Raw genomic sequence first — 25,337 nt, forward strand, 5'->3', positions numbered from 1 at the left:
CGCCGCCCCGAAGGCGAAGCCTCACCCGGCGCCCGGGTGTGAACCGATTGAGCCCGTTGCATCGTGGGGTTGTCGCGGGTCATCCCTTGATCTGACAGGACTGCGGATTCCGCATTGCTGCAGGCCTGCCGCTTGATCACCGAGTTGGCCGGCCTGGAACCGGACTCCCGGTCGAGAAGATCACGATCCGAAACACGAAACGATCGGCACCGACCACGACGAGACGGCCGGGCGAGGCCCCCGCACTTCGATGGGTTCGACCAAAAACGACCTCGGACCGGCGGCCACGCCGGGTCTTCATACCAGCCCACGACACCGGCCATCGACCGGCCGTTGGCTGACGTTCGCCGCCGCTGTCGCGGTCTCGGCCGCCACCCGTGGCTGGCTGGCCAACAAGATCACCGTACGGCCGATGGAAGATCCGCTCCCGGTGGCGCACGCTTGACCCCACCCAGCCAGGCCACCCTCGTGCCGGCGTTCCCACGCACCGACCTGACCTGTGCCGGGCTCGCCTTCGCCGACGCGATCAGCACTGCCACCTGCCGACGGCATCGGCCTGCTCGCCGGCCGCGCCGTCCGACACCCTCGATACCGGGCCCTCAACCCACGGAGGACCAGAACTCGTACCTCCGGGCAGACCGCAGCCTCGACATCCCCGGCAGATGCGCGAACCCGTCACCAAGCCACGGGGAGCGGCCAGCGCCGCTCGCACGCAACCATCCTTTTACAACCCGGTCCCGGGTCGCGCCGAGCTGGTGGCAGACAGTGACGCCGCGCGAACCGGCGGCGGCGCTACATATGCGTGGATTGCGGCATGAGCGTGCAGCTGCCGTCCGGCTCGGTAGCTGTTTCCGTCAGGGCAGATCGCGGCGCAGGATGGAGTTGAAGCCGAACGCTGTCCCGGTGGAGCGGGCGTCGATGCAGCCGAGCCGGCGGTAGAAGTCATGCGCTGTGATGCTCGCGCCGGTTTCCCTGTGGTCGTAGCCGTCGATCAGGGCCAGCGCCTCGATGTGGCGCATGAGGAGCCGTCCTATGCCGCGACCGGCAGCCCGGGGTGCACGAACATGGTGTAGACCTGGTTGCGGTCGCCGGAGACCGTGCCGGCGATCCCGTTTGCGCCGGCGACGAACATCTGCCGTTGCGTGGCGGGCTCCTTGATGCGTTGTTCGGTGCAGTGGTCGTACATCCGCTCGATGACCTCGCTGCTCGGATCGTCGCGACTGTTGCCCTCGCGCAGGCAGCGTTCAATGAGGCCCGCCACGGTGGGGGCGTCGACGTTGTCGGGCCGTCTTGTCGTCGCCATCGGTCCATCCTGCCTGCATCAAGCACCAAGACGCCGGGGCGAAGTACCGGAGTGACCTGGCGCCATGATCGGGTGCACGGCATTCGGCATGTTTGTGGCCGACGGCCCAGCCTCCGTCAGGTTGAGCAGCAAACCTCAGCGCGGCATGTGCGTGCACCATTTGACATTACCGCCGGCCGTGTGGGGCAGCGGGTCCGGCTGGATTATGGGAAAATGAATCCATGGGGCAGCTACAATTGTTTAGCAAGTCTGAATTGGCTGCCATGCGTGACCGGACCAGGTCGCGTCGTTATTCCGCGGCGAATGAGGAGTTCCGCCGGGAACATGCTCGGCATCGCGCGTGGGGCCTCACCCAACGACACGCCGAGAAACTCCGCCGAATACGCGCGAGCACCCCGCTGGCAAGCGTGGCTGCCGACGGCCGGAAAGGCTCAGTGAACGAACCGGCCCCGCTCTCGACTCCGCCCCCGGCTCCGGCCCCACCCGCGACTTCGACCTCGACTCCGGCGCCACGCACGGCCACGACCTCGGCGCCACGCACGACCACGACCTCGGCGCCACGCACGACCACGACCTCGGCGCCACGCACGACCACGGCATGGCCCAGCCATAACCCCGGCACCGCGCACGGCCACGGCGCGACCGCCAGCCACGGCCACGGCGCGGCCGCCAGCCACGACCTCGACGCGACCGCCAGCCACGACCTCGACGCGACCGCCAGCCACGACCTCAACGCGACCGCCAGCCACGACCACGACCACGGCGCGACCGCCAGCCAAGGCCCCAGCCAGGACCTCGGCACCGCCGGCCAAGGACAGGGCTTCGACACACCCGCGGCCGAAGCACCACCCGCGGCCGAAGCACCACCCGCGGCCGAAGCACCACCCGCGGCCGAAGCACCACCCGCGGCCGAAGCACCACCCGCGGCCGAAGCACCACCCGCGGCCGAAGCACCACCCGCGGCCGAAGCACCACCCGCGGCCGAAGCACCACCCGCGGCCGAAGCACCACCCGCGGCCGAAGCACACGCGCAGCCCGGACGACCCCGCGATCGATACCGGCCTGGACGACCACGCCGGAGTGCCGCACCCGGCCGCATGGCGCCGATCAACCCGGCTCCGCCTCGCGGCGCCCGCCGCACCCACTGCATTGGCGCCATCCCGTGCATTAGCGCCATCCCGCCGACCCGCCGGCGCGGCGCGGGCGCACCCGCGAGAATCCGCGCCGGCCCGCTGACACGGCACCGCGAAGAAATACTGGCCAGAATCAGCGCCGGCCAGCACATGAGAGCTGTTCCCGGGAAATATCACGCACGAAACCCGTCAAGCGCTATCCCCACGGACCACCGACCACAATTCCGAGCGCCTCAATAACGACGACGACGCACGCGCGTCGACCGTTTCCTTCGCAATGAGGTGATCTCAATAAGAAGCCGGCAGGTAGCGGTGCTCGAATTGGGTGAGCATGAGTGCCGCTTTGACGAAGTCGCCGATTCTGGTTGGGCTGGCGGAGGTGTGTTGCAGGGCGTGCCAGCGGGTGGTGAGGAGTGCGAAGCCGCGTTCGCCGCGGCAGCGCATCGATCGCGGCGGCTCGGCGAACCGGCGTACGCCTAGGCGATGCGTGACGCGCGGGAGACCCTGGACCGGGAGTTGAGCGGCGGCGCGGCGAGTAGCGGCGCCAGGGTCACGCCTGTCGTGGGGCCAGGGCCTTGGCCGGGGTGATCAGCTCCACGCCGCTGGACTTGAGGGCGTCGCGCAGGTCCGGTGGCGGCGCGGTGTCGGTGATCAGGTAGTCGGCGGCGCTGAGCTCCGACACCTGGGCGAACAGGCGGCGGCCGAACTTGGAGGAGTCGGCGAGGATCGCCACGCGGGCCGCCCGGGAGATCATCTCCTGCATCATCGCGGCCTCGGCGAGGTTGCTCGTCGTGTAGCCGGCGTCGGCGGCGAGCGCGCCGACGCCGATCAGCGCCAGGTCGCAGCTGATGTCCAGCTCGGCGCCGGTGTTGGCGCGGAAGCTGACCGGGCCGATCGTGGCGAGGGTGAGCGAGCGCACCGCGCCGCCGAAGACGTAGATGTCGCGGATGGCCGTGGGCGGGAGCGCGCCCGGCACCAGCAGGTTGTTGGTCGCCACCGTGAGGTCGCGGTGCTGGCCGAGGTTGCGGGCGAGCGCGAGGGTGGTCGTCCCGCCGTTGATCATGATGGTCGAGCCGTCCTGGACCAGGGCCGCGGCCAGCGCCGCGATTTTCTCCTTCTCCTGCTCCTGCACCGAGAGCCGCTGGTCGACGGCGCGGTCGGTGCGGAAGACCGTCGACAGGCTGACGGCCCCGCCGTAGGTGCGCACGAGGATGCCGTCGGCGGCCAGCTGATCGAGATCGCGCCGCACGGTGTCGATGGAGACACGGAAACGCTCGGCCAGCTCGCCCACCGTGACCTGGCCGGTGTCGGCGACATACGCAGCCAGCTGGGCCTTGCGTCCGGCAGGTAGGTGGCGCTGCCGCTCGTCCCTGCCAACGCTCACTGTTTCCTCCTTGTCAGTGCGGCAGTATGCCACAAATCCGGGTGCACCGCGCACATTGCCGCGTAGAGCCGCGCGATGCCGCAAGGTCGGGCAGGACCCGCGCAAAGGCGGCCCCGACCAGGCAAACTACAGCTAGCACGGCTGTCGTCTCTACCCCTTCGCGCAACAGTATGCCGTACTTCGCAGTTTTCTGCCGTTCTTCTCTTGTCCAGATCCGTAACACGCTGCTAACGTGACGCCAACACAGCACAGAACAGAAAGATCTCGATATACAAGGAGCCCGCCATGACCGTTCGTGCAACCCGGCTGAAGCGAGTGATAGGGGCGGTGACGGCGGCTGCGACGATCGCGTTCGTGGCGGCGTGCGGCTCGAGCGCCTCCAGCGACACCGCCTCGGGCGGCAACGTGACGCTGGAGTTCGCCCAGTGGTGGGGGGCCGAGCTTCCGGCCGGGGAGTTCGACAAGATCGTCAACGACTTCACGGCACAGAACCCGAACATCAAGATCAAGCTGCTGAGCGCCCCGTACGCCTCGACCAAGCAGCAGCTGATCACCGGGGCCGCGTCGAAGACGCTGCCCGACGTGGTGGGCCTCGACGGTGCCTGGGTCAACGACTTCGCCAAGCAGGGCGCGATCACCGATCTGTCCAAGCTGATGAGCGACGCGAACTACGACTCCAGCCAGCTCGCCAGCCAGGTGCAGGTCAAGGGCAAGACCTACATGATCCCGGTGGTCAACTTCGTCTACCCGCTCTTCGTCAACAAGGACCTGCTCACCAAGGCCGGCGTCGCCGACGTGCCCGCCACGCGCACCCAGTTCCTCGACGCGGCCAAGAAGATCAGCGCGACCGGCAGTGACGTGAAGGGCTGGGCGCTCCCGCTCGACACCGCTGTGCCCAACGGCGTCCAGAACGACGTCATGTCCTGGCTCTGGGCCTCCGGCGGCAGCATGCTGACCGACGACGGCAAGCCCAACCTCACCAGCGCGCCGGTCGAGAGCGCGGTCAACTTCGTGAAGAGCCTGAACGACGCGGGCGTCATCGCCCCCGGCGCGCTCACCATGAAGGAACAGGACAAGGTCGAGAAGTTCACCAACGGCCAGGTCGGGATGATGATCGACTCGCTCGCGCACATCAACCTGATCAAGAAGAACAAGCCGGACCTGAAGTTCGAGGTGGCGGCCCTGCCGGCCGAGGACGGCTTCACGGGCAAGCGCGGCATCCCGTACGCGTCCTGGGGCATCGGCATCTCCAACTCCACCAAGCACAAGGCCGAGGCGTTCAAGTTCGTGTCCTACCTGCTCAGCCAGGAGACCAACGCCAAGCTGAGCACGATCGCGAACGGCTTCCCGGGCAACAAGAACGCCAAGCCCGACTTCAGCAACAGCGACCCGATGTTCAAGACCGCCTTCGACATCTACCAGCAGGGCTACCCGGCCAACGAGTTCGTCGGCCTGCCCAAGTCCGAAGACCTGATGCGCAGCTTCGACGAGCAGCTCCAGCTCGTGCTCACCGGCAAGACGACTGTCAAGGACGCCCTCGCCAAGTCGCAGCAGTCCTGGTCGTCGGTGATCGAGTAGCCCGCCCGGGCGCCGTGCCGGTCCGCCGGCACGGCGCCCGATCTAGGAGACAGCCATGACATCCATGACGGCACCGAAAACCGCGGCGCCCGCCGAGGAGCAGGCCACGCCCGGCCGGTCCCGCTCCAGCCTGGCCCAGCGCCTGATCCCGTACGGCTATCTGTCCCCCACGGTGCTGTTGATCGTGGTCCTGATGGTGGTCCCCATCGTCATGGTGATCAGCTACTCGTTCCGGGACAACGTGATCATCCAGGAGAACTCGGTGTTCACCGGGTTCGCCAACTACACCAAGGTGCTCACCGACCCGGACTTCCTGGCCGCGCTGAAGAACACCACCATCTTCATCTCGGTCAGCACCGTGGCCCACCTGGTCCTCGGCCTGGGCTTCGCGATGATGCTCAACACCCAGCTGCTGGGCGGGGTCACCAAGGCCATCTTCCGGATCGTCTACATCCTGCCCTGGCTGTTCACGATCGCGGTGATCGCCGTCATCTGGCGGCTGCTGCTCGACCCGTCCGGCGTGGTCAACTACGTGCTGCACACGCTGGGCGTCATCCAGCACGGTGTGGACTGGCTCGGCGACCCGGCCAAGGCGCTGTGGGCGGTCACGTTCGTCAACATCTGGTCCGGCTACCCGTTCTTCATGATCAGCCTGCTCGCCGGGCTGCAGGGTATCCCCAACGACCTGTACGAGGCGGCTGCCGTGGACGGCACCAACTGGTTGCAGCGGTTCGTGCACGTGACGCTGCCCCAGCTGCGCCCGGTGATCATCAGCATGGCGGTGCTCGACCTGATCTGGACGTCGCAGCAGTTCGCGCTGATCTGGATGATGACCGGCGGCGGGCCGCTGAACGCCACCGAGATGCTCAGCACCTACACCTACAAGCAGGCCTTCAGCGAGTACGAGTTCGCGACCGCGTCCGCCGCCGCCGTGATCGTGCTGCTGCTGACGATGGTCCTGGCCTTCTTCTACGTGCGCCAGCAACGGGAGCGGTGAGACGCATGGCCATCAACGTCAAGACCCGTCGCACCCTCGCCAAGGCCGGCGTCATCACCGGGCTCGTCATCGGCGGGCTGTTCGCCGGCCTGCCGGTGCTGTGGATGCTGTCCACCTCGTTCAAGGCCAACGGGGAGGTGTTCGGAAATCCGCCGGAGCTGATCACCAAGAGCTTCTCGCTCGACGCCTACAAGGAGATCCTGGGCAGCGGCGAGCAGCTGCGGTTCTTCCTCAACAGCTACATCGTCGCCCTCGCGGTGACGATCCTGACGCTGCTGGTGGCAGTGCTGGCCGGATTCGCGTTCAGCCGCTACACGTTCCCGTTCTCCAAGACCATCAACGCCGTGATCGTCAGCGTCCAGGCCGTGCCGCCGATCACGCTCGTCATTCCGTACTTCGGGCTCGTCGTCGCGCTCGGGCTGTACAACACCTATCCCGGTCTGATCCTCACGCACATGGTGTTCACCCTCCCGTACGCGGTCATCATGATCACCGCGTATTTCAACACGCTGCCCCGGGCGCTGGACGAGTCCGTCAAGGTCGACGGCGGCACCAGCTGGACCGCGCTGTGGCGGATCCTGGTGCCGATCTCGGTGCCCGGCCTGATCGCGGTCGGGGTCTACACGTTCATGATCTCGTGGAACGAGTACCTGTTCGCGCTCACGCTGACCCGCACCAACGACATGCGCACCGTGCCGATCGGCATCCAGATGCTCATGGGCCAGCACTCGTACGAGTGGAACCAGATGATGGCGATGAGCATCCTCGGGTCCATTCCGGTCCTCGTCCTCTTCCTGCTGTTCCAGCGGCGGTTCATCGGCGGGCTCACCGCCGGCGCCGTCAAGGCCTGACAGCAATCGCACGCAAAAAAGGAGAAGCACAGAACATGCTGACGACCGGCAAGGCGATCCTGGACGTCGCCAACGAGCACAGCTTCGCCGTGCCCGCCTTCAACATCAGCGACTGGGCGATGCTCAGGGGGATCGTGGAGATCAGCGAGGAGACCAACGCCCCCCTGATCATCGGGATCCACCCCGACGAGGTCCGGCACATCGGCCGCGAGATGATCGCCGGCATCGTCGAGCGGGCGCACAACTCGAGCGTCCCGATCGCGATCCACTGGGACCACGGCGCCACCTACGAGCAGATCCTGCAGGCGATCCAGTACGGCTTCACCTCCGTGATGATCGACGGCTCGCTGAAGCCGTTCGAGGAGAACATCGCGATCACCAAGAAGGTCACCGACTCCGCGCACGTGCTCGGCGTGTCGGTGGAGGGCGAGCTCGGCACGATCGGCGGGAACGACACCTACGCCGAGGCGGGTGCCGCCGAGATCATCTACACCGACCCCGACGACGCGGTCACGTTCGTCGAGCAGACCGGCGTGGACAGCCTCGCCGTGGCGATCGGCACGTTCCACGGCCTCTACCCGGCCCACCTCAAGCCGGAGCTGAAGCTCGACCTGCTCAAGGAGATCAAGAGCCGGGTGCAGATCCCGCTGGTGCTGCACGGCGGCTCCGGCAACCCGGACGACGAGATCCGCGAGGCCGCGCGGATCGGAATCAACAAGATCAACATCTCCACCGATATCAAGATCGCCTACCACAACAAGATGCGCGAGGTGCTGGGCAGCGACCAGAAGGTGCGCGAGCCCAACGCCATCCAGCCCGCCTGCATCGAGGCCATGAAGGTGGTCGCCGCGCAGAAGATCGAGCTGTTCGGCGCCGCCGGCAAGGCTTCGCTCTACTGACATGCCCGACGCGTCCCGTGTAGTCCTGGGCCTCGGCGGTTGCGTCGACTACGAGTTGAAGCTGACCGCCGGTGTCCTGGAACAGCTTGTCGCCGAGCACGGCATCGTCGCCGCGGAACTGACGTCGCCGGCCCGGGTGACCAGCGAGCGGGACCTCGTGGTGTCGATCCTCGGATACGTGGCCCGGGGCGGGGGCGGCGAGCACTTCGTCGCCGCCGCCCCGGCGCTGTCGGCCTTCGCGAACCGGTTCCCGCACCGGGAGACGCTGGGCGGCACCTCGGTCCGGGCCGGAATCCTGATGAGCCGGCTCGGCGTGCCGTCGACACTGCACCTGGTCAGCGTCAACGACACCTTCCGCCGGCTGCTGCCGGCGGGCAGCGAGTACACCAACAGCGGCTCCGGGGAAACCTTCTACCCGCACCTGATCGTCCAGTACGACCAGGGCCTGCGGGTCCGGGCGGGCGACATCGACATCACCGCGCCGTTCCCGAACCGCCTGATCTACGTCAACGACCCGGCCAACGGCGCCATGCTGCTCACCGCCGACCTCGGCGACCGGCTGGCCAAGGCGGACGTCTTCCTGATCTCCGGATTCAACGCCATGCTCGACGAGGCGGAGCTCGACGAGCGGCTCGCCTCCCTCAAGGCGCACATGCGGCAGCTGCCGGCCGGGGCGGTGACCTACTTCGAGGACGCGGCGTACCACGAGCCTGCCTTCAGCCGCCGGGTCCGGGAAGCGCTGCTGAGCGAGATCGACGTGTACGGGCTGAACGAGGACGAGCTGCAGTCGTACCTCGGGCACCCGGTCGACCTGCTCTCGGCCGAGGAGGTCGCGGCGGCGCTCACGGCGGTGCACGCGCTCATCCCGGTGCCTACGCTGGTGCTGCACACGAAGTACTGGGCCCTGGCACTCGGCGCGGGCGGTTACGCCGGCGCCCTCGACACCGGCACCGTCATGGCCGCCACCCGCTACTGCCACGGCGACGACTTCACCGACGAGGACGTCGAGCGCCTGCGCCGGCTGCCGCGGCGGCCCGAGTCCGTCGCCTTCGCGGCGGCGCTGCGCGCGCGCCTGGGCGAGCGGGTCGAGTGCGTCCCCGGCTTCGCGCTCGACGTCGCGAACCCCACCACCGTCGGGCTCGGCGACACGTTCGTCGGCGGCTTCCTCGCCGAGCTGGCCCTGAAGGGAGACCGATGACCATCGAGGTACTGCCCGCCAACCAGCCCGAGACGTTCTACCGTGGCGCCGGCCGGATCGCCGAGTTCCGCAACGGCCCGGCGCTGCCCGACCGCCCCGAGGACTGGGTGGGCTCGGTGACCAGCCGGTTCGGGCTCGCCCCGGCCGGGCTGTCCACCCTGGCCGACGGCCGCGTGCTGGCCGAGGCGATCGCCGCGGACCCGCGCTGGTGGCTCGGCCCGGACCGCGCCGACACCGGCATGCTGGTGAAGCTGCTCGACGCCGGTCAGCGGCTGCCGCTGCACGTGCACCCGGACCGCCGCTTCGCCACCGCGCACCTCGCCTCGCCGTACGGCAAGACCGAGGCGTGGGTGATCGTCGCCGCGCGGCCCGGCGCGTACGTCCATCTGGGCTTCGCCCGTGACGTGGCGGCCGCCGAGCTGGCCGGCTGGGTGGCCGGGCAGAAGACCGAGGCGATGCTCGCCGCCACCAACAAGGTCCCGGTCGCGGCCGGCGACGCGATCCTCTGCCCGGCCGGCCTGCCGCACGCGATCGGCGACGGCATCCTGCTGGTCGAGGTCCAGGAGCCGACCGACTTCTCCGTGCTGCTGGAGTACGAGGGCTTCGGCCTCGCCGACGGCCACCTGGGCCTCGGCTACGACCTGGCCCTGCAGTGCGTCGACCGCGGCGCCTGGACGCCGTCACGCCTCGACGGGCTGCGCGGCACCCCGGCCCGCCTGCTGCCCGAGGCCGCGGACGGCTTCTTCGCCGCCCGCCGCCTGCACGGCGGCGACCGCGTGGAGCGCGGCTGCAGCGTCCTGGTCGTGGTGGCCGGCGCGGGCCGGCTGACCGGCGAACACGACGACCTGCCGGTCCGGCGGGGCGACACGCTGCTGGTCCCGTACGCCGCCGGAGCGCTCCGGCTGGACGGCGAGGTCGAGGTGATCCGTCTCTCGGCGTCCGCCTGAGGGCTAGGCGGTCGCCGCCGCGGTGTAGGCGTCGATCTCGGCCAGCAGCGCCGCCTTGCGGGGCTCGTCGAGGAAGGCGTAGCGCACACCCTGGCGGGCCAGTTCCGCCACGCCCGCGTGGTCCAGGCCCAGCAGTTGCGCGGCCACGACGTACTCCTCGTTGAGCGTGGTCGAGAACATCGGCGGGTCGTCGGAGTTGATGGTCACGGGCACACCCGCCGCGACCAGGGCGGGCAGCGGGTGCTCGGCCAGCGACGGCACCGAGCGGGTGCAGACGTTGGAGGTCGGGCAGACCTCCAGGGCGATGTCGTGCTCGCGCAGGTGGGCGAGCAGGTCCGGGTCTCGGGCGGCGGCGATGCCGTGGCCGATGCGCTCGGCGCCCAGGTGGCGCAGGGCGTCCCAGATCGTCTCCGGGCCCGTCGACTCGCCCGCGTGCGGGGCGCTGCGCAGGCCCGCCGCCCGGGCCTGGGCGAAGTGCGGGGCGAACCACTCGCGGGGCACGCCCCTCTCCGGGCCGCCGAGGCCGAAGCTCACCAGGCCGTCCGGGCGCTGCTTGAGGGCCGTCTCCAGGGTCACGTCGGCGGACGGAATCCCGGCCTCGCCGGGGATGTCGAAGCACCAGCGCAGCTCGGTGCCGTGGTCGCGCAGGACGCGGGCACGGGCGTCCTCGACGGCCTCGCAGTAGGCCTCGGCGGGGATGCCGCGGGCGATCGACGAATACGGCGTCAGGGTCAGCTCCGCGTATCGCACGTTCTGCCCGGCGAGGCCCGCGCCGATGTCGTAGGTCAGGGTCGCCACGTCCTGCGCGTCGCGGATCAGGTCCACGACGGAGAGGTACACCTCGATGAAGTGGGCGAAGTCCGTGAACGTGAAGTATTCGGCCAGCCGCTGCGGGTCGGCGGGAACGGGGGTCGCGCCGGCGTGGCGTTCGGCCAGGCGGGCCACCGTGGCCGGGGTCGCCGAGCCGACGTGGTGGACGTGCAGCTCGACCTTCGGCAGGCCGGCGACGAATTCGGCGATGGTGCGCAACGTTTCGCCCTCCGTGTCGGAGGCGCCCTTCGTTTCTGACGGCGGACCGAGCGTGGCGGAAAGGAGTATCCGTCGCAGCGCCTCTCGGGTCCGCGGTGCGACCGTAGCAAAAGGATGTTACACCGCAAACAGTCGGGCCTGGTTGCAGCTTGTCACCGACCGGTAACGTGCCGGGCACCTAAAAGCGATCGAGTTCGATACCCTCGTGCACGTGAACAAAGGGGGTGCACGTGACGGTCACGGATGAGGCACCGGCTCGCACGACGCCGGCGGTCAAGGGCCTGCCGGTCCTGGGCAGCGCGCTGGAGATGGGCCGTGACCCGGCGGCGTTCCTGGTGAAGGCCTATCGCGAGCACGGCCCGGTCTTCCGGATGAAGCTGCTCAACAAGACCTGCACCGTCATCGCCGGCGCCGACGCGGCCAACTTCATGAACTCCCGCGAGGGCCGGGAGTGCCTGCGCTCCAAGGAGTTCTGGCAGGGCATGGTCGACGAGTACGGCGCGACCCGCACCCTGACCGGCGAGGACGGCGAGAGCCACCGGGAGCTGCGCGAGCTGATGCGCCGCGGCTACTCCCGCGACGCGATCAAGGGGCGCGGGCCGGAGCTGATCGAGATCACCGACCGGGTGCTGGAGCGCGACTGGAAGGCCGGCTCCACGGTCCCGGTGGTGCAGGCGATGCAGTACCTCGTCACCGAGCAGCTCGGCGAGCTGCTCACCGGCAACGCCCCGCGGGAGCACGTGCCCGACATCCGGCTGCTGACGCTCTACGTGCTCAACGTGCTCGTCACCCGGCAGCGGCCGCGGGTGCTGCTTGCGAACCCGAGGTACAAGCGGGCCAAGGCGCGGGTCTTCGAGCTCGGCGAGCGGATGGCGGCCGAGCTCAAGGCGCGGGCGGGACAGACCCCGCCGGAGCGGCGCATCCTCGTCGAGGACCTCATCGACGCCCACCTCAACCGGCCCGGGCTGGTCCCGCAGGAGGACCTGGTGATGACGCTCACCGGGCCGTATGTCGCCGGCCTGGACACCGTCGCCAACACCACCGCCGCGTTCCTCTACGCCGTGCTCAAGCACCCCGAGGTGCTGGCGCGGATCCGGGCGGAGGCCGACGCCGTGTTCTCGGGCGGGCCGATCAGCGACGACGACGTGCGCCGGCTGCCGGCGACGCGCTACGCGCTGATGGAGACCATGCGGCTGTACCCGGTGGCGGTGGCCCTGATCCGCACGGCGACCCGCGACTTCACCTTCGCCGGGCACACGATCAAGCAGGGCGAGATGGTGTACATCGGCACCACCGTCCCGCACTTCATGCAGGAGTACTTCCCCGAGCCGGCGAAGTTCGACATCACGCGCTACGAGAAGCCGCGCGCGGAGCATCTGCAGCCGGGGGCGTATTCGCCGTACGGCCGCGGGCCCCACACCTGCCTCGGCAAGAGCTTCGCCGACGTGCAGATGGCGCTGTCGATGGCCCGGCTGTTGCACCGCCTCGACCTGGAGCTCGAGAGCCCGGACTACACCCTGGCGACGAAGACCGCCCCGACCCCGGGCCCGGCGATGTCGTTCAAGGTGCGGGTGAAGGGCCTGCGCAACTGAGGACCTCACTCGAACCGGACTAGGTTGTGGGCATGACCTCCGCCGCGGACGCACCCGGCCGCCTCGCGTTCTCCAGCGCCACGGGCCGCTGGGTGCTCACCGCCACCATCCTCGGCTCCGGCATCGCCTCCATCGACGCGACCGTCGTCGGCATCGCGCTGCCGGCGATCGGGCGCTCGTTCGGCACCGACCTGCAGGTGCTGCAATGGGTCGTCACCGCCTACACGCTCACGCTCGCCGGGCTGCTGCTGCTCGCCGGGGCGCTCGGCGACCGATACGGCCGCCGCCGGGTCTTCGCCGCCGGCGTGGTCTGGTTCGCGCTCGCCTCCGTGCTGTGCGGCGTCGCGCCGAGCGGCTGGACGCTGGTCGCCGCCCGGGCGCTGCAGGGCGTCGGCGCGGCGCTGCTCACGCCCGGCAGCCTCGCGATCCTGCAGGCGTCGTTCCGGCAGGAGGACCGCAGCAAGGCGATCGGCGCGTGGTCGGGGCTCGGCGGCGTCGCCACCGCGATCGGGCCGTTCCTCGGCGGATGGCTGGTCGGCCTCGGCGCGTCGTCGTGGCGACTGATCTTCGCCATCAACGTGCCGATCGCGGCGGCGGTGGTGTATCTCACCTGGCGCCACGTCCCCGAGTCCCGCGACGAGGAGGCGAGCGGCCGGGTCGACCTGGTCTCCGGGGCGCTGGTCACGGCCGGGCTGATCGGGGTGACGTACGGTCTCATCGAGGGCCAGGCCCTCGGCTGGACCAGCGCGCCCGTGCTCGGCGCGCTCGCCGCCGGGGCGCTGCTCATCGCCGCCTTCCTGTGGCGCCAGGCGCACCTGCGCCACCCGATGCTGCCGCTGGGCCTGTTCGCCTCGGCGCAGTTCAGCGCCACGAACGTGGTCACGTTCATCATCTACGGCGCGCTCGGCGGCGCCCTGTTCCTGCTGCCGATCCAGCTGCAGCAGGTGTCCGGGTACTCCCCGCTGCAGGCCGGCGTCTCGCTGCTGCCCGTGACGATCGTGATGCTGCTGCTGTCCGCGCGCTCGGGGGCGCTGGCCGCGCGGATCGGGCCACGGTTGCAGATGAGCGTCGGGCCGCTCGTCGCCGGGGCCGGGATGGCGTTGTACGCGCGGATCGACGGCACCGGCGGCTACGCCTCCGAGGTCCTGCCCGCGGTACTGGTGCTGGGTTTGGGCCTGGCCATCACCGTCGCGCCGCTGACCTCGACCGCGCTGTCCGCGGCCCCGGCCACCCACGCCGGGATGGCCTCGGCGGTGAACAACGACGTGGCCCGGGCGGCCGGGCTCGTCGCCGTCGCGGTGCTGCCGGCCGCCGCCGGGATCACCAGCGCCGCCTACGACTCCCCCGCGCTGCTGTCGGCCGGGTTCCACCGGGCGGTGCTCATCTGCGCCGCGCTGTGCGCGCTCGGCGGGCTGCTGGCCGCGGTGACGATCCGCAACATCAAGGCGCTGCCGCCGGCGGAGGGCGCCGGCGGCCGCGCGGTGATGGTGGAGGAGAAGCCCTGGTCGCACTGCGCCGTGGACGCTCCCCCGGCGGTCATGCCGACTGCAGCTCCGGCTCGCGCTCGGCGATCGCCGGCGCCTCCGGCGTCCTGAGCCGCCGCAGCGCCACCAGGGCGATCGGGACGCCGAGCGCGACCAGCGAGGCCGCCACCACCAGCGAGAACTCGTACCCCTGCAGGAACCGGTGCAGCGGCGCGCCGCTCGCCGCGTTCTGCCGGTTGGACAGGATCGCGCCGAGGATCGTGATGCCGAGCAGGCCGAAGACCTCGCGGGAGACGTTGAGCATGCCCGAGGCGATGCCGGCGCGGGCCTGCGGCAGGGCGCCGAGGACCACGTTGTTGAGCGGGACGAGCAGGCCGCCACCGAGGCCGAAGATCGCGAACCAGGGCAGCAGGTCGGTGTACCCGGAGCCCTCGCCGACGCTCGCGAGCCCGCCGACGCCGGCGGCCATCAGCGCCATGCCGGCCGCGACCGTGCGCCCGGCGCCGAAGCGCGCCTCCAGCCGCGGCGCGAGCGTGGCCATGACCGCCATGAGCAGCGCCATCGGGATGAACGCCGAGCCCGCCTCCGTCGGGGAGAAGCCCAGGACGTTCTGCAGGAAGATGGCGGTGAAGAAGTAGATGCCGAAGACGCCGAAGGCCCACAGGCCCATGGTCGCGAGGCCCCCGCTGAACACCCGCAGGCGGAAGAAGGCCAGGTCGACCATCGGGTGCTCGGTGCGCAGCTCGATGACGACGAAACCGATCGCGGCGAAGGCGGCCAGGGCGAACGCGCCGAGGATGACGCCGGAGGTCCAGCCGCGCGACTCGCCCTCGATGAGCGCGAAGGTCAGGGCGAACAGGGTCAGGGCGCTGGTGAGCAGGCCCGGCAGGTCGAGGCTGCGGTTGCGGCTGCGCCGGCCGGCGGGCAGCGTCAGGGCGCCGAGGATCGCGGTGGCCAGGCCGATCGGGGCGTTGATCAGGAAGATCCAGCCCCAGGAGGCGTGCTGGCTCAGGTACCCGCCGGTCAGCGGCCCGATCGCGAGGGCGAGCGCACCGACGGCACCCCAGATGCCCACCGCCGCGCCGCGCTCCCGTGGGTCCGGGAAGAGCTCGGTGAGCAGGGCCAGGGCCGTCGGGGTGAGCAGCGCCGCGCCGACGCCCTGCAGCGCCCGCGCCCCGATGAGCACCTCCTGGCTGCCGGCCAGGCCGGCGGCGACGGATGCGACGGTGAAGATGCCGAGGCCGGCGAAGAACATGCCGCGCATGCCGAAGACGTCGGCGAGGCGTCCGCCGACCAGCAGCAGGCCGGCGAAGACCAGGATGTACGAGCTCGCGATCCACTCCAGCCCGGAGATGCTCAGCTGCAGGTCGCGCTGGATCGACGGCAGCGCCACGTTGACGACGTTGTTGTCCAGGTAGGTCATGAAGGTGCCCAGGGCGACGGCGACCAGGGCCAGCCAGCGGTTTCTCATTGTGAATGCTCCCCCTATACGGTGTACCTGTACGTCGTACATGTACGTTGTAGAGGAGAACCCATACGTTGTACAGTTGTCAAGTGCCGCCCAAGACCTCCGCCGAGCGCCTCACCCGCACCGCCGTCGCCGAGCGAGCCCTGCTCATCGGCGACCGCGAGGGGCTGGACGCGATCACCATCCGCCGGCTCGCCCAGGAGCTCGGGGTCACCCCGATGGCGCTGTACTGGCACTTCAAGAACAAGGACGAGCTGCTGCTCGGCCTCATCGACCACGTCCTGGCCGACGTGCGCGCCGACCGCGCCGCCACCGCTCCGCGGGGGGCGATGCAGATCGCGGACCCCTGGCCGGTGCAACTGCGCGCGATGGTGGAGGCGCTCGTGCGGGCCATGCGTGCCCACCCGTGCCTGCCTGACCTGCTGCACGCGAGCGACAAGAAGGCCGTGGAGAGTTTCACGCGCGCCACCGACGACGCGCTGGCGCTGCTGGAGCGGGCCGGGTTCACGCTCGAGGAGGGCTACTGGGTCGCCTCCTACCTGCTGCACGCCACGATCGGGCTGGTCCACGCCCAGCCCGGCTGCCCGCTCTCCGTGCCGCCCGAGCAGGTCGGCGAGTGGCTGCGCCAGCAGCGCATCCAGCTGCAGAGCCTGTCGGCCGAGCGCTATCCGCAGATGGTCCGCCTCGCCGAGACCTACCAGTCCCCGCCCGACCTGGACCAGTACTTCGCCTTCGGCATCGACCTCGTGATGGGCGCGGTGGAGAAAATGGCTGCGGGCCGCCCGGTAGCATCCTGAGCGTCCGGGTTTTCTCCCTTTACTCAAGCGAAGGTGCGCGGCAGCATGCTCGACATCGAGTTGATTCGCAAGGACCGGGCCTCGGTCGAGGCCGGACTGTCCAAGAGGCTTGATGCGTCCGAGGTGTCCCGCGCGCTGAGTTCCATCGCCGAGCTGGACAAGCGCCGGCGCGAGCTGATCGGCGAGATCGACGCCGAGCGGGCCCGGCGCAAGGAGGAGGCGCGCGCGTTCGCCGCGGCCAAGGCCGCCGGCCAGGCCGTCGAGCCGACCGCCCGCGACGCCAAGGCCGCCCTGCAGGAGCTCGAGGACCGCCTGGCCCAGACCCAGCGCGACCTCGACACCACCATGAGCGAGCTGCCGAACCTGCCCGCCGACGACGTGGTCGCCGGTGGCAAGGAGGCCAACCAGGTCGTGCGGGTCTACGGCGAGCCGCCGCAGATCGACAACGTCCGCGACCACGTCCAGCTCGCCAGTGACCTGGGCCTGGTCGACTTCGACCGCGGCGTGAAGCTCGGCGGCTCCGGCTTCTGGATCTACACCGGCTGGGGCGCGCGGCTGGAGTGGGCGCTGGTCAACTGGTTCATCGACCGGCACTTCGCGGCCGGCTACCAGTTCATGCTCCCGCCGCACCTGCTGCTGGACTCGGCCGGCTACGCCGCCGGGCAGTTCCCGAAGTTCTACGACGAGGTGTTCCACATCGCCACCGGGGAGGACGAGCGGGGCCGGTTCCTGCTGCCGACGTCGGAGACGGCGATCCTGGGCGCCTACCAGAACGAGATCTTCGAAACCGGGGACCTGCCGCACCGGGCGTATGCGTACACGCCCTGCTACCGCAGCGAGAAGGCCGGCTCGCACTCCGACGAGCGCGGCACCGTGCGCGGCCACCAGTTCAACAAGGTGGAGATCTTCCAGTTCACCACCCAGGAGGACGGCGAGAAGACCCTCGAGGAGATGGTCGACTACGCCGAGGGCCTCGTGAACGACCTCGGCCTGCACTTCCGCCGCTCGCTGCTGGCCGCCGGCGACGCCAGCGCCTCGATGCGCAAGACGATCGACATCGAGGTGTGGATGCCCAGCACCGGCAAGTACAAGGAGGTCTCGTCGGTCTCCTGGGCCGGGGACTATCAGGCCCGCCGGGCCGGGATCCGCTACCGGGTGCCGGGCTCGAAGACCAACAAGTTCGTCCACACGCTCAACGGCTCCGCCCTGGCGACCAGCCGCATCTTCCCGGCGATCCTGGAGCAGTTCCAGCAGGCCGACGGCTCGGTGCTGGTCCCGGAGGTGCTGCGCGACAAGGTCGGCACCGACCGCATCACGAAGCCCGGCAAGCGCAGGTAACCCACCCGGCGCGAACGGCCCGGATGCCGCACCGATGGGCACGGCATCCGGGCTGCGACGCGGCTCACCGTTCCCGTCGTGCCCGCCGCGACCGAGATCAGCTATGGTGTACCTGCACGAAGGGGAGTAGTCCTCAACTGCCCGGTCGACATACTGGCGCCGCTTGCGGCACCCGGCCGCGCGGCTTCCGGCCCCCGGAAGCGGACGAGACTTTCGGCCTCGCTGTCGGCTGTGTTCTTCAACAAGCTGGACGGCCGGGTCGAGGTCGTCCAGCCTCACCTCCCGGCCGCCCCGGGAAAGGTTCCACTTGAGCGCGTTCCTCGCCGCCGTGGCCATCAGCTTCGGCGTCATCTTCGTCGCCGAGCTCGGCGACAAGTCCCAGCTCATGGCGCTGACGTTCGCCACCCGCTTCCGCACCGTGCCGGTCCTCATCGGCATCACCGTCGCCACCGCGATCGTGCACCTGGTCTCCGTCGCCGTCGGCTACGGCCTCGGCGCGGCCCTGCCGACCGGCTGGATCTCGCTGGTCGCCGCGATCGCCTTCTTCGGCTTCGGCGCCTGGACCCTGCGCGGCGACACCCTGACCGACGAGGAGCGCGGCAAGGCCGAGCGCACCACCCGCTCGGCCATCCTGGCGGTGGGCGTCTCGTTCTTCCTGGCCGAGCTCGGCGACAAGACGATGCTGGCGACCATCACGCTGGCCACCCAGCACGGCTGGCTCGGCACGTGGATCGGCTCCACGGTCGGCATGGTCGCCGCGGACGCCCTGGCCATCGTCATCGGCCGCCAGCTGGGCCGCCACCTGCCGGAGAAGGCCATCAAGTACGGCGCCGCGGCCCTGTTCGCCATCTTCGGCGCCTGGCTACTGTTCGAGGCCCTCCACGAGCTGCTCTGACCCGCCGGACGCCCGGCAGCTCGACGTCGTGCCGCACGCGGGTCTCGAATGATCGCGTCGAGCTCCGCGTGCGCCATGGCGAGCGTCACGACCGCCGCGATCGCGCGATGCCGGCCTCGAGCGACACCGCGAGGAACCGGGCCCGTCCACGGCGGGCTCGCGCCGGCGGGGAGGTCCTGGCCGCCGGTGCGCGGCGGCCCGCACGGCGTAAGCCGCCGGTGGGCGCGGGGTCAGTGCTTGCAGTTGGAACAGGTGCCGAAGATCTCCAGGGTGTGGCTCACGTCGGTGAAGCCGTGCTCCTCGCCGATGCGGTCCGCCCAGCGTTCGACCGCCGGGCCCAGGACCTCGACCGTGCGGCCACAGCCTCGGCAGACCAGGTGGTGGTGATGACGGTCACTGCAGCGGCGGTAACGCGCGTCACTGCCCGGGACCTGCATGATGTCGATCTCGTTGGAGTCGGCGAGCAACTGCAGGGTGCGATAGACGGTCGTGAGGCCCACGTTGGCGCCGCGCTCGCGGAGCATCACGTGCAGCTCCTGGGCGCTGTAGAAGCCGTCGACGTCGCTGAGCAGCGACATCACGGCGTCGCGCTGCTTGGTGTTGCGGCGGACGGGGTGCGCGTCCAGGTCGTGGTCGGCGGCGTTCACTCGTCGAGCTTAGCGTAGCCTTAGTCGGTTGGACCTCGGCCGGGCGAGCGAGGTTGCGGCGGTTGCACCTGTGGCGCAGCCTGCGGATCTCGGTCGCAGCCCCAAATGCGTGACGCGTACGCTGTCCAGCGAAACCAAACACTTGTACGTGTGAGTTGCACACGCTGGGGGGAGCAAGCACGTGGTCCAACAGGAAGCCGCCGTCGCCTCGAGCGGCGGCGCGGCGCCGGAGAAACTCGACGCCGCCGTCTTCAAGATCGCGGGCGTGATCGTGCTGGGCGCGATCATGTCGATTCTCGACGTGACCGTCGTCAGTGTGGCCCTGCCGACGTTCATGCGCGAGTTCGACGCGACGTATGCGCGTGTCGCCTGGACCATGACGGGCTACACGCTCGCCCTGGCGACCGTCATCCCGCTGTCCGGCTGGGCCGCGGACCGGTTCGGCACCAAGCGGCTCTACATGCTGGCGCTGTTCCTGTTCACGGTCGGCTCGGGCCTGTGCGCGACCGCCGACTCGATCGACCAGCTCATCGCGTATCGCGTGCTGCAGGGCCTCGGCGGCGGCATGCTCATGCCGCTCGGCATGACGATCATGACCCGCGCGGCCGGGCCGCAGCGTATCGGCCGGCTCATGGCCGTGCTGGGCATCCCGATGCTGCTCGGGCCGATCGGCGGCCCGATCCTCGGCGGCTGGCTCATCGACACGGCGAGCTGGCACTGGATCTTCCTGATCAACCTGCCGATCGGCGCGATCGCGCTGGTCTACGCGGCCTTCGCGCTGCCCAAGGACCACACCGAGCCCTCGGAGTCCTTCGACTTCCTCGGCATGCTGATGCTCTCGCCGGGCCTGGCGCTGCTCCTCTTCGGCGTGTCCTCGTGGCCCGAGGCCGGCACGATCTCGGCGAACAAGGTGTGGATGCCGATGCTCATCGGCGGCCTGCTCGTCATCGGCTTCGTGTTCTACTCGTTCAAGCCCAAGCACCCGCTGCTGGACCTGCGGCTGTTCCGCAACCGGCGACTGACGGTCGCGGCGGTCTCGCTGTTCGTCTTCGTCATCGCGTTCATGGGCGCCGGTCTGCTCTTCCCGAGCTACTTCCTGCAGGTGCGTGGCGAGTCGACGCTGGACGCCGGCCTGCTCATGGCCCCGCAGGGCATCGGCGCGATCCTGACCATGCCGATCGCCGGCACGCTGGCGGACCGGATCCCGGTCGGGCGAACGGTGCCGTTCGCGATGGTGCTCATCGCGGCCGGGTTCTTCACGTTCACGCAGGTCGGTGCCGACACGTCGTACCTGCTGCTGTGCGGCTCGCTGTTCGTGATGGGCTTGGGCATGGGCGGCACGATGATGCCGATCATGACCTCGGCGCTCAAGACGCTGACCAACCACGAGGTGGCCCGCGGCTCGACGCTGGTGAACATCCTGCAGCAGATCGGCGGCTCGGTCGGCGGCGCCGTGATGTCGGTGATCCTGACCAGCAGGCTCAACGACGCGCCGGCGATCCCGGGGGCGACCAACCCGCAGACCGGCGGGCCCCTGACGCTGGCCGACGCGGCGATCGGCTCGCACGACAAGGTCCAGGGCCCGCAGATCATCCAGGCGTTCGGGGCCGACACGATCCGCAAGGGCCTCGAGTTCGTCGCGGACGCGTTCGCCTCGACCTACTGGGTCGGCTTCATCCTGGTGCTGGCGACGTTCGTCCCGCTGGCGTTCCTGCCCCGCAAGCGGGAGGTCTCGCACCTCAACGACGACGAGGGCGCGGGCGCCCCGGCCCCGGTGATCATGCACTGAGTCCGGCGACTCGCGCGGGCGGCCCCGTGACCGATACGGTCACGGGGCCGTCGTGCGCTTGCTGAAGTACACAGCTGGTACGACATCCATCACGCGGGCGGGACCTCGGAGAGCGACGCGAAGACGGCCTTGCCCCCGGCGCGGGCCTGGGCGACCATCTCGTCCGCGCCCGCGGACGGGCCGCCGATGCGCAGGACGGCGTCGCAGCGCTCCAGCAGGCGCGACGAGATCGGGTGGAAGATCTCGTCGAAGACGGTGTCGACGGCGCCGACCGGTCCACGACCAAGGAACTGAGCCTGTTCTATGAGGGGCAGGGCCAGGGCCTCGCCGGTGACGGGCAGGTGGCCGGCGCGGAAGAGGGTGACGGCGGCGTCGTTCATGGCCTCGACGTTGGCCCGCAGCCGGGCGGGGTCGTCGCCGGTGCCGGAACGGTAGGGGCCGGCCACGAGGATCATCATGAGGCGTCTCCTTCTGACAACACGGTCCGCACGCCGGCGTCGCGCACGGCGGCGAGGGTCTCGTTCTCCGGTTCGGCGTCGGTGACCAGCGCGTCCACGGCCTCCAGCGGGGCGACCCGGGCGAAGGCCTGGACGCCGAGCTTGGTGGCGTCGGCGACGACGATCGTGCGCCCGGCGCGGCGCAGCGCGGCCCGCTTCACGGCGGCGTCGTCGAGGTCGAACTCGGACCAGCCGAGGTCGCGGTGCACGGCGCCGATCGACATCACGAACGTGTCGAAGCGCAGCTGGTCCAGGGCGGCGAGGGCGAGCGGGCCGACCAGGCTGCGCTCCCCCGCGCGGGACTCGCCGCCGATGACCAGCAGCCGGATGCCGGGCTGGTCGGCGAGGCGCGCGGCGGCCTGCAGGCTCAGCACCGCCACGGTCAGCGGCGCCCGGGCCGGCAGGTGCGCGGCCAGCTCGGCGGTGGTGGTGCCGGCGTCGAGCAGCACCGTGCCGCCCGGCTCGATCAGCTCCGCCGCGGCGCGGCCGAGCCGCGCCTTCACCGGGGCCGACCAGCGCTCCCGGACCGCGAACCCGGCCCGCTCGACCGGCACGTCGAGCGCGACGGCACCGCCGCGGACCCGGCGGACCAGCCCCTGCTCCTGCAGCGCGTCGAGGTCGCGCCGGACGGTCATCTCGGACACGCCGAGGCGCTCGGCGAGCTCGGCCAGGCTCAGGCGGCCGCTGCCACGGACGAGGCGGAGGGTCAGGTCGAGGCGGTCCGGCACGGGCACGCGCCGAATCTAACAGAATCCCTGTGAGATTTGAAAGATTGTTGTGAAGTCGGTCCTAACGTCGGCTTGCGAGCGCGGGCGGCTGGACCGCCGGCGCGTCCGGGATCTTGGGGGCGCGGCGCAGGGTGGTGTAGGCGAGCAGGCCGAGCGGGATGATCAGCCAGCAGGACAGCAGGCGGTACACCAGCATCGCGGCCGCCGCCGGGCTGTGCCCGGCGCCGGCGGAGACGAGCCCGGCCAGCAGCGCGACCTCGACCACGCCGATGCCGCCCGGGCTCAGCGGCACCTGGCGCACCAGCTGCACCGTGAGATACACGGTGGCCAGCCGCACCAGGCTCACGTCGATGTCGAACGCGGCGGCGGTCGCGGCCAGACAGCCGAAGTCCAGGCCCCAGTTGACCGTGGCGTGCACGAGGGAGAGCACCCAGGAGCGGCGCGGCAGCCGGCGCAGGTCGTCCCGGGTGCGCCGCATGGCACCCCGCGACCGGGCGAGCCAGCCGCCGGGCGCCCGGCCTGGCTCCTGCGCTTCACGGTGCGCGACGAGCCGCTCGCCGAAGTCGGGCGGCGGGCCGGGGCGGCGCGGGGAGAGCAGGAAGTCCAGCAGGAACACCAGGCCGGCGAGGACCAGCATCGCCACGACCGTGACCAGGGTGTCGGTGTTGCCGGTGGCGCCACCGCGCGGGATGAGCACGACCGCGCCGTACATGAGCAGCAGCGCCACGCCGGACAGCACGGCGGAGAGCACGGCGACCGCGCCGGCCGCACGCCGGGTGGCGCCCGCGGTGCGGAACTGGCGGAAGGCGAAGCCGGCCGAGACCGCGGAGCCGGCGGGCAGGCTGAACGAGATCGCCGAGCGGGTGAAGGTGACGGCGATGGCGCGCGGCACCGACATCCGGACCCCGAACCCGGCCAGCAGCCGCCGCTGCTGCAGGGCGAAGTGCCGCAGGGAGGTCATCTCCGCGCAGGCGGCGAGCACCAGCCACCACGGGTGCGCGGAGCCCAGCACGTCGAGCGTCTGGCCGAGGTCGGGCAGGTTCGTGCGCAGCGTGAGCCCGGCCACGACGAGCACCAGCAGCAGGCCGGTGACCCGCAGTGCCGTCTTGCGTGACGTGCTCACGCGATCACGATCCCACCGTCAGGTAGCGAAACGGCGAAGATCCTCAGCCCCAGCTCAGTTGCGCGCATCACGCTCGCGCCGGCTCGGTGGCGCCCTCATCGCCGCGGGGAGTACCCGCCGCGATCGCGCCATCCGGCCGCAACCGAGCTGCTCTCGGACGTGGGCACGCGTCCTGCCGGACCGGCTGTGCCGACGCGTCGCGCCTGTGACAGGCTCGGATCGTGAAGGCAAACAGCAGTCGGACACCCCGCGAACATCCCGGACCAGAGGCTGGTACGGCAGCATGACCCGGCTCTCCGAAGTCGATCTTTCAGCGGATCTTCCGCGAGACGAGGCCGAGCGGCGGCTCGAGGCGGCGCAGCAACGTCTTCTCCGGCTGCGCCTGCTCCTGGGCGGCCAGCTCGGCGACCACAAGATCGGGCCGCCCCTGTGCGTCCTCTTCGAGGGCTGGGATGCCTCCGGCAAGGGCGGGACGATCAAACGCCTCGTCGCTCCGCTCGATCCCCGCCACGTCCGGGTCGCGCAGTTCGCCGCTCCCACCTACGACGAGAAGCGGCACCACTTTCTTCAGCGATTCTGGGCCGTGCTGCCCGGCCGGGGCGGCATGGCGGTGCTCGACCGCTCCTGGTACGGACGCGTGCTCGTCGAACGCGTCGAGGGATTCGCCACCCCCAAGCAATGGCGGCGGGCCTACGACGAGATCGTCGAGTTCGAGCGCACCCTGACCGCCGAAGGCATGATCCTCATCAAGTTCTGGATGCACGTGTCCGCCGAGGAGCAGCTGCGTCGCTTCGAGGACCGGGCCAACGATCCGCTGCGATCCTGGAAGCTCACCGACGAGGACTGGCGCAACCGTGAACGCCGGGCCGACTACGAAGCCGCGGTCGAGGACGTGCTCGACAGGACCGACCGGCCCCGCGCCCGCTGGCACGTCGTCGCCGGCGACAGCAAGCGATACGCCCGCGTCGCCGTCCTCGAACACGTGTGCCACACCATCGAGACCAAGCTCACCAAACGCGGCTACAACCTCCACGACGCCGACTGAAACGGGTGGTTTGAAATCGTCCGGCTGAGGTGATGAACCTCCGCATGGACGACATCACCGCGCTCATCCTCGACGACCACGCCGCCTTCCGCCGCGGCTTCGCCCGCCTCGACGACGCCGAGGGCGAGGGCGAGGAGCAGCTCACCGCCGTGTGGGACGCGCTCGCGCTGCACCTGCGGATCCACGCCGAGGCGGAGGAGCGGATCCTGTACCCCCGCCTGCTGCGCCGGCACAGCGGCGACGCCGAGGAGGAGACCGACGACGCCATCCGCGACCACAACAAGATCCGCGACGCGATCGACGCCGCCGAGCGCCACGCCGTCGGCTCGCAGGAGTGGTGGGAGGCGGTGTGGGACGCGCGCAAGGAGAACAGCGAGCACCTCACCGAGGAGGAGGACGAGGTGCTGCCCGACTTCCGCAAGCTCGCCGGGATGAAGCTGCGCATCGAGCTGGGTGAGCAGTGGCTCACCTTCTACGGCGAGCATCCCAGCGGCAGGGGCCTCACCTTCACCGACAAGGACCCGAAGCGGTACATCCAGGAGAACAGTTGAGTGTCAGGGGCATGATGTCCCGGTGAAGCGAGAGCGTATTCCCGACTGGTTCGCGGCCGGCCTG

23 protein-coding genes are annotated in these 25,337 nt (G+C 70.2%); 14 read left to right on the top strand and 9 right to left on the bottom strand.

What is annotated here, in order from left to right:
* Positions 1 to 854: 854 nt before the first annotated feature.
* The 3 genes from ACQPY0_RS39625 to ACQPY0_RS39635 all read right to left on the bottom strand — a co-directional run bounded on the left by ACQPY0_RS39625 (position 855) and on the right by ACQPY0_RS39635 (position 3,820).
* The gene (locus ACQPY0_RS39625) at positions 855 to 1,019 is read right to left on the bottom strand and encodes a hypothetical protein (protein ID WP_432973021.1); all 165 of its coding nucleotides are present in this window, start codon (positions 1,017 to 1,019) and stop codon (positions 855 to 857) included.
* Positions 1,020 to 1,030: 11 nt separating this feature from the next.
* On the bottom strand, positions 1,031 to 1,303 hold the full coding sequence (locus tag ACQPY0_RS39630) for a hypothetical protein (RefSeq protein ID WP_432973024.1): 273 nt from the start codon (positions 1,301 to 1,303) through the stop codon (positions 1,031 to 1,033).
* A gap of 1,683 nt (positions 1,304 to 2,986) precedes the next feature.
* Positions 2,987 to 3,820: a DeoR/GlpR family DNA-binding transcription regulator gene (locus ACQPY0_RS39635; protein ID WP_432973027.1), complete on the bottom strand. Its 834-nt coding sequence runs from the start codon at positions 3,818 to 3,820 to the stop codon at positions 2,987 to 2,989.
* A gap of 285 nt (positions 3,821 to 4,105) precedes the next feature.
* Between ACQPY0_RS39635 and ACQPY0_RS39640 the strand changes: the two genes are divergently transcribed.
* From ACQPY0_RS39640 to ACQPY0_RS39665, 6 genes are read left to right on the top strand one after another with little or no spacing between them, the layout of a single operon-like run.
* Positions 4,106 to 5,398 carry an ABC transporter substrate-binding protein gene (locus ACQPY0_RS39640; RefSeq protein WP_432973030.1) on the top strand — a complete coding sequence of 431 codons (1,293 nt, stop codon included), beginning with the start codon at positions 4,106 to 4,108 and terminating at the stop codon, positions 5,396 to 5,398.
* A 55-nt stretch (positions 5,399 to 5,453) separates the two neighbouring features.
* Positions 5,454 to 6,395 carry a carbohydrate ABC transporter permease gene (locus ACQPY0_RS39645; protein ID WP_432973033.1) on the top strand — a complete coding sequence of 314 codons (942 nt, stop codon included), beginning with the start codon at positions 5,454 to 5,456 and terminating at the stop codon, positions 6,393 to 6,395.
* Between the two features lie 5 nt (positions 6,396 to 6,400).
* Positions 6,401 to 7,246 carry a carbohydrate ABC transporter permease gene (locus ACQPY0_RS39650; protein WP_432973036.1) on the top strand — a complete coding sequence of 282 codons (846 nt, stop codon included), beginning with the start codon at positions 6,401 to 6,403 and terminating at the stop codon, positions 7,244 to 7,246.
* A gap of 35 nt (positions 7,247 to 7,281) precedes the next feature.
* Positions 7,282 to 8,145 (top strand): ketose-bisphosphate aldolase, encoded by an 864-nt coding sequence (locus ACQPY0_RS39655; protein ID WP_432973039.1) that lies wholly within the window; start codon positions 7,282 to 7,284, stop codon positions 8,143 to 8,145.
* Between the two features lies 1 nt (position 8,146).
* Positions 8,147 to 9,343: an ADP-dependent glucokinase/phosphofructokinase gene (locus ACQPY0_RS39660; RefSeq protein WP_432973042.1), complete on the top strand. Its 1,197-nt coding sequence runs from the start codon at positions 8,147 to 8,149 to the stop codon at positions 9,341 to 9,343.
* Entirely contained in the window at positions 9,340 to 10,290 is a 951-nt protein-coding gene (locus ACQPY0_RS39665; protein WP_432973045.1) for a class I mannose-6-phosphate isomerase, read from the top strand. Before ACQPY0_RS39660 ends, ACQPY0_RS39665 begins: the two co-directional genes overlap by 4 nt.
* 3 nt (positions 10,291 to 10,293) lie before the next feature.
* Here ACQPY0_RS39665 and ACQPY0_RS39670 read toward each other — a convergent pair whose 3' ends face one another.
* Positions 10,294 to 11,319, bottom strand: a complete 1,026-nt coding sequence (locus tag ACQPY0_RS39670) for an adenosine deaminase (protein WP_432973049.1) — start codon at positions 11,317 to 11,319, stop codon at positions 10,294 to 10,296.
* A 230-nt stretch (positions 11,320 to 11,549) separates the two neighbouring features.
* Here ACQPY0_RS39670 and ACQPY0_RS39675 point away from each other — a divergent pair, with 230 nt between their 5' ends.
* Both ACQPY0_RS39675 and ACQPY0_RS39680 read left to right on the top strand, forming a co-directional pair.
* Positions 11,550 to 12,911 carry a cytochrome P450 gene (locus ACQPY0_RS39675; protein WP_432973052.1) on the top strand — a complete coding sequence of 454 codons (1,362 nt, stop codon included), beginning with the start codon at positions 11,550 to 11,552 and terminating at the stop codon, positions 12,909 to 12,911.
* A gap of 32 nt (positions 12,912 to 12,943) precedes the next feature.
* Complete coding sequence (locus ACQPY0_RS39680) at positions 12,944 to 14,506, top strand: MFS transporter (RefSeq protein WP_432973055.1); 1,563 nt, start codon at positions 12,944 to 12,946, stop codon at positions 14,504 to 14,506.
* Here ACQPY0_RS39680 and ACQPY0_RS39685 read toward each other — a convergent pair.
* Positions 14,448 to 15,866, bottom strand: coding sequence for a DHA2 family efflux MFS transporter permease subunit (locus ACQPY0_RS39685; protein WP_432973058.1), 1,419 nt, complete (start codon positions 15,864 to 15,866; stop codon positions 14,448 to 14,450). The genes ACQPY0_RS39680 and ACQPY0_RS39685 overlap by 59 nt on opposite strands.
* An 83-nt stretch (positions 15,867 to 15,949) precedes the next feature.
* Between ACQPY0_RS39685 and ACQPY0_RS39690 the strand changes: the two genes are divergently transcribed.
* The 3 genes from ACQPY0_RS39690 to ACQPY0_RS39700 all read left to right on the top strand — a co-directional run bounded on the left by ACQPY0_RS39690 (position 15,950) and on the right by ACQPY0_RS39700 (position 18,893).
* Entirely contained in the window at positions 15,950 to 16,660 is a 711-nt protein-coding gene (locus ACQPY0_RS39690; protein ID WP_432973061.1) for a TetR/AcrR family transcriptional regulator, read from the top strand.
* A gap of 45 nt (positions 16,661 to 16,705) precedes the next feature.
* Positions 16,706 to 17,998 carry a serine--tRNA ligase gene (gene serS / locus ACQPY0_RS39695; protein ID WP_432973064.1) on the top strand — a complete coding sequence of 431 codons (1,293 nt, stop codon included), beginning with the start codon at positions 16,706 to 16,708 and terminating at the stop codon, positions 17,996 to 17,998.
* 307 nt (positions 17,999 to 18,305) lie between these two features.
* A complete protein-coding gene (locus ACQPY0_RS39700) occupies positions 18,306 to 18,893 on the top strand; it encodes a TMEM165/GDT1 family protein (RefSeq protein WP_432973067.1) in 588 nt (195 codons plus the stop codon).
* Between the two features lie 230 nt (positions 18,894 to 19,123).
* On the opposite strand, the gene ACQPY0_RS39705 is transcribed toward ACQPY0_RS39700, so the two are convergent.
* Positions 19,124 to 19,471 carry a Fur family transcriptional regulator gene (locus ACQPY0_RS39705; protein ID WP_432995546.1) on the bottom strand — a complete coding sequence of 116 codons (348 nt, stop codon included), beginning with the start codon at positions 19,469 to 19,471 and terminating at the stop codon, positions 19,124 to 19,126.
* A gap of 250 nt (positions 19,472 to 19,721) precedes the next feature.
* Here ACQPY0_RS39705 and ACQPY0_RS39710 point away from each other — a divergent pair, with 250 nt between their 5' ends.
* Positions 19,722 to 21,329 (top strand): DHA2 family efflux MFS transporter permease subunit, encoded by a 1,608-nt coding sequence (locus tag ACQPY0_RS39710; protein ID WP_432973070.1) that lies wholly within the window; start codon positions 19,722 to 19,724, stop codon positions 21,327 to 21,329.
* An 89-nt stretch (positions 21,330 to 21,418) separates the two neighbouring features.
* Here the strand turns inward: ACQPY0_RS39710 and ACQPY0_RS39715 are convergent, their stop codons facing one another.
* From ACQPY0_RS39715 to ACQPY0_RS39725, 3 genes are read right to left on the bottom strand one after another with little or no spacing between them, the layout of a single operon-like run.
* Positions 21,419 to 21,787: a DUF4406 domain-containing protein gene (locus ACQPY0_RS39715; protein WP_432973073.1), complete on the bottom strand. Its 369-nt coding sequence runs from the start codon at positions 21,785 to 21,787 to the stop codon at positions 21,419 to 21,421.
* Entirely contained in the window at positions 21,784 to 22,560 is a 777-nt protein-coding gene (locus ACQPY0_RS39720; RefSeq protein ID WP_432973076.1) for a DeoR/GlpR family DNA-binding transcription regulator, read from the bottom strand. Before ACQPY0_RS39720 ends, ACQPY0_RS39715 begins: the two co-directional genes overlap by 4 nt.
* Positions 22,561 to 22,615: 55 nt before the next feature.
* Positions 22,616 to 23,677, bottom strand: coding sequence for a lysylphosphatidylglycerol synthase transmembrane domain-containing protein (locus ACQPY0_RS39725; protein WP_432973079.1), 1,062 nt, complete (start codon positions 23,675 to 23,677; stop codon positions 22,616 to 22,618).
* 283 nt (positions 23,678 to 23,960) lie between these two features.
* Between ACQPY0_RS39725 and ACQPY0_RS39730 the strand changes: the two genes are divergently transcribed.
* Both ACQPY0_RS39730 and ACQPY0_RS39735 read left to right on the top strand, forming a co-directional pair.
* Positions 23,961 to 24,722: a polyphosphate kinase 2 family protein gene (locus ACQPY0_RS39730; RefSeq protein WP_432973082.1), complete on the top strand. Its 762-nt coding sequence runs from the start codon at positions 23,961 to 23,963 to the stop codon at positions 24,720 to 24,722.
* A 44-nt stretch (positions 24,723 to 24,766) separates the two neighbouring features.
* Complete coding sequence (locus ACQPY0_RS39735; RefSeq protein WP_432973085.1) at positions 24,767 to 25,273, top strand: hemerythrin domain-containing protein; 507 nt, start codon at positions 24,767 to 24,769, stop codon at positions 25,271 to 25,273.
* Positions 25,274 to 25,337: the final 64 nt, after the last annotated feature.

This window comes from Dactylosporangium sp. CA-233914, assembly GCF_050942935.1.
Taxonomy (GTDB): domain Bacteria; phylum Actinomycetota; class Actinomycetes; order Mycobacteriales; family Micromonosporaceae; genus Dactylosporangium.

What these genes read in the sequence shown, in the direction of transcription:
- ACQPY0_RS39625 (WP_432973021.1), bottom strand. Translation starts at nt 1,019, where the DNA reads ATGCGCCACATCGAGGCGCTGGCCCTGATCGACGGCTACGACCACAGG.
- ACQPY0_RS39630 (WP_432973024.1), bottom strand. Translation starts at nt 1,303, where the DNA reads ATGGCGACGACAAGACGGCCCGACAACGTCGACGCCCCCACCGTGGCG.
- ACQPY0_RS39640 (WP_432973030.1), top strand. Translation starts at nt 4,106, where the DNA reads ATGACCGTTCGTGCAACCCGGCTGAAGCGAGTGATAGGGGCGGTGACG.
- ACQPY0_RS39645 (WP_432973033.1), top strand. Translation starts at nt 5,454, where the DNA reads ATGACATCCATGACGGCACCGAAAACCGCGGCGCCCGCCGAGGAGCAG.
- ACQPY0_RS39650 (WP_432973036.1), top strand. Translation starts at nt 6,401, where the DNA reads ATGGCCATCAACGTCAAGACCCGTCGCACCCTCGCCAAGGCCGGCGTC.
- ACQPY0_RS39655 (WP_432973039.1), top strand. Translation starts at nt 7,282, where the DNA reads ATGCTGACGACCGGCAAGGCGATCCTGGACGTCGCCAACGAGCACAGC.
- ACQPY0_RS39660 (WP_432973042.1), top strand. Translation starts at nt 8,147, where the DNA reads ATGCCCGACGCGTCCCGTGTAGTCCTGGGCCTCGGCGGTTGCGTCGAC.
- ACQPY0_RS39665 (WP_432973045.1), top strand. Translation starts at nt 9,340, where the DNA reads ATGACCATCGAGGTACTGCCCGCCAACCAGCCCGAGACGTTCTACCGT.
- ACQPY0_RS39680 (WP_432973055.1), top strand. Translation starts at nt 12,944, where the DNA reads ATGACCTCCGCCGCGGACGCACCCGGCCGCCTCGCGTTCTCCAGCGCC.
- ACQPY0_RS39685 (WP_432973058.1), bottom strand. Translation starts at nt 15,866, where the DNA reads ATGAGAAACCGCTGGCTGGCCCTGGTCGCCGTCGCCCTGGGCACCTTC.
- serS (WP_432973064.1), top strand. Translation starts at nt 16,706, where the DNA reads ATGCTCGACATCGAGTTGATTCGCAAGGACCGGGCCTCGGTCGAGGCC.
- ACQPY0_RS39705 (WP_432995546.1), bottom strand. Translation starts at nt 19,471, where the DNA reads ATGTCGCTGCTCAGCGACGTCGACGGCTTCTACAGCGCCCAGGAGCTG.
- ACQPY0_RS39715 (WP_432973073.1), bottom strand. Translation starts at nt 21,787, where the DNA reads ATGATGATCCTCGTGGCCGGCCCCTACCGTTCCGGCACCGGCGACGAC.
- ACQPY0_RS39730 (WP_432973082.1), top strand. Translation starts at nt 23,961, where the DNA reads ATGACCCGGCTCTCCGAAGTCGATCTTTCAGCGGATCTTCCGCGAGAC.
- ACQPY0_RS39735 (WP_432973085.1), top strand. Translation starts at nt 24,767, where the DNA reads ATGGACGACATCACCGCGCTCATCCTCGACGACCACGCCGCCTTCCGC.